Genomic DNA, 4,173 nt, shown 5'->3' with positions numbered 1-4,173 from the left:
GGCTGGGAAGATTGGTTTGGCAATTGGAAAGAAAATGTATTCGATTTTGTAACGCCTTATCCGGATTTCAATGTGGAAGAAGTTCAAAAATATGCTCAATCCAAAGGAGTTAAAATGATCATGCATCACGAAACCTCGGGTTCGGTAGCCAATTACGAACGTCGATTGGACCGTGCGTTTTCGTTCATGAAAAAACACGATTACGATGCCGTGAAAACCGGTTATGTGGGCAAAATCATTCCACGTGGTGAATGGCATGACGGTCAAACAATGGTGAACCATTTCAATTGGGTGGTAGAACGTGCTGCGGAATATAAAATCATGATCAATTCTCATGAATCATCGCGACCAACCGGAGTACATCGTACCTACCCCAATTACATTGCAGCCGAAGCCGCTCGTGGAAACGAATTCAATGCCTGGAGTGTAGGAAATCCCCCTGCTCATGAAACGATTTTACCGTTTACACGCTTTTTGGGTGGACCCATGGATTATACACCGGGGATTTTTGAAATCAAAATGAGTCATTATGATGCTACTAAAAAAGAACAAGTACATACCACTTTAGCCAAACAATTGGCCTTGTATGTGACAATTTACAGTCCGTTACAAATGGCGGCTGATTTACCTGAAAATTACGAACGTTATCCGGATGCCTTTCAATTCATCAAGGATGTAGAAGTAGATTGGGACGATACCCGAATTTTGGAAGCCGAACCCGGAGATTTCGTAACTATCGCCCGAAAAACCAAAGGAAAAGAAACCTGGTTTTTAGGATCTATCACCGATGAAAATCCAAGAAGTACTGAAATAACATTAGACTTTTTAACGCCGGGTAAAAAATACAAAGCCACCATTTACCAAGACGGAAAAGACGCTCATTGGGAAAAAAATCCAAAAGCATATACCATCAAAACCATCGAAGTAACCGCAAAGTCTAAAATAAAATTGAATTTAGCAGCAGGCGGAGGAACAGCGATTCGTTTCTTGCCTCTTTAAGGGTAATTGGTTAAAGGCAATTGGTAATAGGTAATGCGAAAATGAAATTTTATCTTTTTATCATTCCGCAAGATGACGAAGTCGAAATAGGAACCTCCTGCAAAGCAGGTCAAAAAGCAAGCTAATCCATCTTTTTGTCATTCCTCAAGATGACAAAGTCGAAATAGGAAACTCCTGCAAAGCAGGACAAAAAGCTACGTAATAAATGAACAAAATATACCTAGATAACGCCTCCACCACCTCCATCCGTCCTGAAGTCATTCAGGAAATGATAAAGGTGATGCAAAGCGAATATGGCAACCCGTCTTCAACGCACAGTTACGGACGGGCAGCTAAAGTAATTTTGGAATCGGCTCGCAAAAGCATTGCCAAGCAATTGAATTGTTCGGCTCAGGAAATTATTTTCACTTCTTCCGGTACAGAAGCCGATAATTGGATACTCCAAAATGCAGTACAAAAATTGGGAGTAAAACGCATTGTTACCACAAAAATAGAACACCATGCCGTATTGTATCCGGTATTGGCTTTACAAAAAGAATACGGAATTACAGTTGAATTTCTATCCATTTTAGAAAACGGGCATATCGATTATAGCCAACTTGAACCATTATTAGAGACAAATATCCCAACCCTGGTATCCTTAATGCAGGTGAACAATGAAACCGGAGTGGTATTGGATATGGAGCGAGTGGCGACACTTTGTAAAGACCACAAAGCCTATTTTCATTCTGATACGGTACAATCCGTTGGAAAAACCGAAATGGATTTGCAACAATTACCCATCGATTTTTTGACGGCAAGTGCTCATAAATTCCACGGACCAAAAGGGGTTGGCTTTGCTTTTGTGCGAAAAAATACGCCCATGCAATCGCTGCTTTTAGGAGGTGAACAAGAAAAAGGTTTACGTGCCGGAACCGAATCTGTCCATCAAATTGCCGGAATGGCTAAAGCACTCGAAATGGCTTATCAAAATTTAGATACCGAACGAAATGCGATTTTTGAATTGAAAAAATACGCCATTGAAAAATTGACTGCTCAATTTCCAACAATTAAATTCAATGGGGGTTTGGAAACGTTTTACTCTATTCTGAATGTGCAATTGCCTTTACCCAAAGAAAAATCAGCGTTGATTTTGTTTGAATTAGACATGAAAGGAATTGCGGTTTCCAGGGGAAGTGCTTGTCAATCAGGTAGCAGCAAACCTTCCCATGTACTAGCCGAATTTTTAACAGTAGAAGAGTTAGAACGCCCCAGTATTCGACTGTCTTTCAGTCACGAAAACACAAAAGAAGAAATCGATTATTTTGTGTCGTGTTTGGCTGCGATGTAAGTGGGATTCCTTATTTTTGTACCACAACAACACAACCATGTATAAACTACTGATTCGACCGCTATTATTCTGTTTCGATCCGGAACGAGTGCATTATTTTACCTTTTCATTGATTCGTTTTTTACATCAAATACCCGGCATGGGAAAATTATTTCAATCGCTGTATGAAGTAAAACATCCCAAATTAGAACGAGAGGTATTTGGATTGAAATTCAAAAATCCGGTGGGCTTGGCAGCCGGATTTGATAAGGATGCGAAGTTGTACCAAGAGTTGTCCAATTTTGGTTTTGGATTCATCGAAATAGGAACTTTAACCCCAAAACCGCAAGAAGGTAATCCCAAAAAAAGACTGTTTCGTCTCAAAGAAGATTCGGCCATCATCAACCGAATGGGATTTAATAATGGAGGTGTAACCGACGCGGTTGAGCGTTTGAAAAAAAATAAAGGCGTATTGATTGGCGGAAACATCGGGAAAAATAAAAACACACCCAATGAAGAAGCCACTTCGGATTACGAAATCTGTTTTGAAGCCTTATATCCCTATGTGGATTATTTTGTGGTGAATGTGAGTTCGCCCAACACGCCCAATCTGCGAGCCTTGCAAGACAAAGAGCCGCTTACGCAATTGCTACAAACCCTTCAAAACCGAAATGAAACCCAACCTAAATCTAAACCTATTCTTTTAAAAATTGCCCCGGATTTGACGGATGAGCAATTGCTAGACATCATAGACATTGTCAAATCCACCAAAATAGCCGGTGTTATTGCCACGAATACCACACTTTCAAGAGCAGGTTTGCAATCTGAAAACCAAACCGAAATGGGGGGATTGAGCGGAAAACCGCTAACCAAACGTTCTACTGAGGTCATTCGATTTTTGAGTGAAAAAAGCAATCGTGCTTTTCCTATCATTGGAGTTGGAGGGATACATTCTGCTGCTGATGCCCTTGAAAAATTAGAAGCCGGTGCCAGTTTGGTGCAGTTATATACCGGATTTATTTATGAAGGTCCGAAATTGGTGAAGAAGATTAACCAACGAATTTTACAAAACACCAACAGTTAACAAACAACCGACAACCTAAAACCCAAAACCAACAACCAACAACCAACAACCGACAACCAACAACCCACAACATACACCAATGCTTTCCTTCCTCCTCGCCTCCATTGCCTTAACCCTTTCCCCCGGACCGGACATTATTTATGTTTTGACCCAAAGCATCTCCAACGGGAAAAAGTACGGTATAGCAACCGCAACCGGTTTAGTGAGCGGTATAATGGTACACACCACTCTCATCGCTTTGGGAATCTCAGCTATGATTCAACAATCGGAGGTTTTATTTTTAGGAATTAAAATCGGTGGAGCCTCCTATTTACTGTGGATTGCTTATCAAGTGTATAAAGCTCCGGTTAACAAAGATATTGGTTCTCAAAAAACTGTTTACCAATCGTTACCATCACTGGTAAAACAAGGATTTATAATGAATGTTCTCAATCCTAAAGTTACCTTGTTTTTTCTGGCATTTTTTCCGGGCTTCATAGACGAACAAGCCGGATCTATTACGCAACAAATTTATGTATTAGGTTTTGTGTTTATGCTACAAGCGTTTATACTATTTTCTTTACTTAGTATTTTAGCCGACCGTCTCACGGTTTATCTCAGAAAAAACGAACGCTTTTTTTACTATCTGAAAGTTTTTCAAATAATTGCTTTTGTGGGCATTGCTTTATTGATTTTGGTTTGATAATCCAAAATCACTCCCGCACAATTCTCTGTCGTCCCAGCACGCGTTGGTTTTGAACTAATGTAACAATATATACGCCTTGAGGCAAATGCCCCAAAG

4 protein-coding genes are annotated in these 4,173 nt (G+C 40.2%); all 4 read left to right on the top strand.

Translation table 11 applies throughout. The features are described from left to right. Positions 1 to 999: glycoside hydrolase family 97 catalytic domain-containing protein (locus V7M80_RS06805; RefSeq protein ID WP_333694969.1), on the top strand; the 999-nt coding region annotated here is incomplete at its 5' end. A 205-nt stretch (positions 1,000 to 1,204) separates the two neighbouring features. After that, positions 1,205 to 2,329, top strand: a complete 1,125-nt coding sequence (locus V7M80_RS06800) for a cysteine desulfurase family protein (RefSeq protein WP_333694967.1) — start codon at positions 1,205 to 1,207, stop codon at positions 2,327 to 2,329. 37 nt (positions 2,330 to 2,366) lie between these two features. Continuing rightward, entirely contained in the window at positions 2,367 to 3,392 is a 1,026-nt protein-coding gene (locus V7M80_RS06795; protein WP_333694965.1) for a quinone-dependent dihydroorotate dehydrogenase, read from the top strand. A gap of 79 nt (positions 3,393 to 3,471) precedes the next feature. Further along, positions 3,472 to 4,074, top strand: coding sequence for a LysE family translocator (locus V7M80_RS06790; protein WP_333694963.1), 603 nt, complete (start codon positions 3,472 to 3,474; stop codon positions 4,072 to 4,074). Positions 4,075 to 4,173 lie beyond the last annotated feature (99 nt).

It is taken from the genome of Flavobacterium sp. (genome assembly GCF_036759525.1).
Taxonomy (GTDB): Bacteria; Bacteroidota; Bacteroidia; order Flavobacteriales; family Flavobacteriaceae; genus Flavobacterium.
The sequence above is the reverse complement of the archived record's forward strand: the minus strand, read 5'-3'. Positions and strand labels throughout refer to the sequence as shown.